The 3,282-nt window shown below is 43.8% G+C and carries 3 protein-coding genes and 2 pseudogenes; 4 read left to right on the top strand and 1 reads right to left on the bottom strand.

Annotated elements, in window-relative coordinates; translation table 11 throughout:
• Positions 1 to 135 precede the first annotated feature (135 nt).
• The 3 genes and pseudogenes from ACEW9J_RS18025 to ACEW9J_RS18035 all read left to right on the top strand — a co-directional run.
• Positions 136 to 450, top strand: a pseudogene (locus tag ACEW9J_RS18025) (glycosyltransferase); the annotation flags it as partial.
• A 9-nt stretch (positions 451 to 459) separates the two neighbouring features.
• Positions 460 to 684: a hypothetical protein gene (locus tag ACEW9J_RS18030; protein WP_373546487.1), complete on the top strand. Its 225-nt coding sequence runs from the start codon at positions 460 to 462 to the stop codon at positions 682 to 684.
• Between the two features lie 207 nt (positions 685 to 891).
• Entirely contained in the window at positions 892 to 1,023 is a 132-nt protein-coding gene (locus tag ACEW9J_RS18035) for a hypothetical protein (RefSeq protein WP_373546488.1), read from the top strand.
• A gap of 3 nt (positions 1,024 to 1,026) precedes the next feature.
• On the opposite strand, the gene ACEW9J_RS18040 is transcribed toward ACEW9J_RS18035, so the two are convergent.
• Positions 1,027 to 1,803: a hypothetical protein gene (locus ACEW9J_RS18040; protein WP_373546489.1), complete on the bottom strand. Its 777-nt coding sequence runs from the start codon at positions 1,801 to 1,803 to the stop codon at positions 1,027 to 1,029.
• Between the two features lie 954 nt (positions 1,804 to 2,757).
• Between ACEW9J_RS18040 and ACEW9J_RS18045 the strand changes: the two are divergent.
• A pseudogene (locus ACEW9J_RS18045) lies at positions 2,758 to 3,159 on the top strand (reverse transcriptase N-terminal domain-containing protein); the annotation flags it as partial.
• Between the last annotated feature and the right edge of the window lie 123 nt (positions 3,160 to 3,282).

The following is a 3,282-nucleotide window of genomic DNA, read 5'->3' on the forward strand; positions in this document are numbered from 1 at the left end:
AGCGATTTAATTCGAGCTGTTGATGATTTTCAGCATCGTATCAATCGATCGCCTATTTCTCTTGCCGATCGATTATGGGTGAAAAATCACCTCGATCCTGAAGAAGAGAAACTACGGGTTTCATGTTAGACGGGGTTTAGACCCCATTTGTTCTTTAGAGGATTGCGCCTTTTGTTCGGGGATCAGGTAATGTTTTGTCGTCGGGCTGAGTTTTGGGAGTGCGGTGGCTTTGATGAGACACTCCCGATTATGGAAGATGGCGATCTGTGTTTGCGTTTGGTACAAAAAGGGCGAATTCGACAGGTGAATCGCGTCGTTCAGTCGTCCGATCGGCGCGTTGCTTATTGGGGAGCATGGAAAGCAACCGCGATCTACCTTTACGTCGGGGTTTTATGGGGGATTGGGGTCTCGGCAGACTATCTCAAGAAGTTCTATGAGGATATTCGCTGACCTAAAAACTTGCACGCGCTGCATAATGGGCAACGGGTATTTACGATCGATGCTCGTTTGATAACGCGGGGGGTCGATGAGGATGATTCGTTCGAGCGATCGGGGTTGTCAGCGCGGAGGCGGGGTCGTTCGGTGCGTGTGCCGAGGGTGTCTCAGCAAGAGCGTTCTAAGCCGAAGTTGGCGAGTACCAATCGTCGCGATCGTCAGCGGGTGACGGGGGGAGAATTTCTATAAGGGCACTCACCCCCGACAGGTAATGAATCTATTTTGTTTTCTGGCGTTATCACAAAACCCCGCCACATACCTGTGACGAGGGCTGGATAACAGAATTTTGTCTTCTTGTCTAAGGCAGCAAAAAAGAGATTTTCGCGCTTTAGCGAGATCGATGAGGGTCTGGCACAAGGCAAGAGTTATTGAAGTGCGCTAACGAAATCTGGGGCAATGCTAGTAGCTCAAGGAGATAACGTTCCCAATCACCGGACGCAGACAACCTTTGCAACTCAACCGACCAACTTACTACGTTCCGGTGCATTGGGGCTGTTAGACCGCTCCTCATCGATCATCTTTAGCTAAAATCTAATCTTCAAACTTATCTGTGGGCGTAATAACTATAGTAACTGATGACATTACATCATATGGTCTAGTGATTTCCTGGTAATCGCCATCATGAAATCTTATGTGTGTAATATCTGGAAATAATGCTGGATCTACAGGATATAAAGCATTTGAATTATGAAACATAACTATACTTTCTGACCATACTTCTTGATAAGATGGATGGTCGATGTCAATTGAAAAAGGAATTGGCTCAAATGCTTCTGGATCTGGATCAAAAAGTTTTCCAACTCTAATCATTTTGATATCTTGACTGCCAAGACCAGCAATCTTCCCCATTCTATTAAATTTTGTAATAGTTGCACTATTAGTAAATAAAACTGCACTAATATTCTCAGATTCTGGAAGCTTGAAAAAGCCTGACGGGATTTTTTTGCCCTCATACTCATGAAAATCAATATCTTCTTTAATTATGCTCTTATTACCATTACTATCTTTTGTTAATCTAATGCGCTTAGCATAAAGATATTCGGACAAGGCAGTTCTTGACCATACCATTGATCCAGTTCGGTGGTAATCATGTATTGCAATTACCAGTGACTTACCACTAACGTGCTCCTTTTCCCAGTATTTCTTATTTAGCTTTGAATACAGAGGGCTTCCAAACTTAATAGGCATATAATCCCTAAGCCGTTCATCTAATTCTGCTTGATTCGTCGGCTCTGGCAGATCTTGTTTGTGTCTGCTGGGATTTACGGTGACAGCTTCAATGCAGATTACCTGATCTAATCGCTCCACAACGTAATCAGGTGCATTGAAAGAACGATCTATGTTGAAGCCCGACTCATGAAGATAAACATATAGAAAGATTTCCCAGAGTCTTGCATCAAACCCACTCGTCTGAAAGTCTCGAATAAAATTACCATCAGGATCAGTAAATGTATAGATGATCTCTTCAATTAGGTTCCGAGCTGCTTCAAATCTAGGTTCCTCAACTAGGTAACGAAAATAAGGATGCAGTTTTTCTGGAGCAACAATTTGTTTGTAAATATAATGTGGTGGGCTATTTTCATCTCCTTGAGGATACTGTTCCTCTCCCTCTTGGCTAAGCTCAATTAATTTTTTTCCCAGGTTCTTGCGTGCATTTTCAATAGAGTCAAAGCTAACTTCAGTATAGATACAACGATAAATTTTGGTGCGATTCGTTGATTAGCCAATCACGGTGTAAGCCCGTACATAACTAATCCAAGCTGGCTACGATACATGTAGCACTTTAAGGCTTGAACTGTCCGATTGATGAAGGTGCAAGTCCTTTCCGCTAAACTCAAGCGTGAATCCTTACCTGCCCACACCTACACGACTCGAAATTTGTGAGAGTGAAGCTGGGAACAGGACGCAACCAGATACTAATTGCAAGTAACACTGGCGTTAACAGGGAGTCCCCATGATGAAACCGAGCCTTAAAAAGCAACCCATTCGTTGGCAGATGCAATCCTTATGTCTGACCACGCCAGAGATTAGTATCCCGCCGCACATCAAAATAGTAGCGGCATGAGTATGGGGTTCTGGCGGTTGAAATGGCTACATCTAAAGGGACAAACAATCGATTGGATGGAACGAATAAAAACGTATCTGAGGTCTGTAGGTGGTCGCACTTACGGTAGACCAGACGAGGGGATTAAGTCCTCAGATACGGGTAGGACAGCGCGTAATTGCGCTGAGGTATTCAGAATAAACAAATTGGAGTAAATCATGATTGGACGCAGCATAATCGCTAGCGAATTATGGAAGAGCTTCAAATGGAAGAAATTCCAAAAGATACTTTTCCGGTTACAAAAACGAGTTTACAAAGCAGTTCGAGTTGGAGACAAGCGAAAAGCGCGGTCTTTACAGAAGCTGATTTTAAAATCTCAATCAGCCAAATTACTAGCTATCCGGCAAGTAACGCAGTTAAACTCTGGCAAGAAAACGGCTGGAATTGATGGTAAAAAGTCCCTCTCATTTGAGGAACGATTCACACTAGCTCATGAGCTATCCGAACATCACTCCAACTGGAGGCACAAAGGTTTAAGAGAAATTCCTATCCCTAAAAAGGACGGAACTACACGATTACTCAAAGTGCCCACAATAGCGGATAGAGCTTGGCAATGCCTAGCGAGCGCGACCTGAACTGGTCGTTTAGTACGTGGAGCCTACTCCACTAAGGGATTCACACCCCTTACTCTCACGTAAAAGACTCCAACTGGAGTCCGGTCACGGTCAAGTAGGTAACGAAAC

This window comes from Chamaesiphon sp. (genome assembly GCF_041737865.1).
GTDB lineage: Bacteria > Cyanobacteriota > Cyanobacteriia > Cyanobacteriales > Chamaesiphonaceae > Chamaesiphon.

Bases quoted from the DNA above. Each gene is read 5' to 3' on its own strand.
- ACEW9J_RS18035 (WP_373546488.1), top strand. From the start codon at position 892: ATGCTAGTAGCTCAAGGAGATAACGTTCCCAATCACCGGACGCAGACA.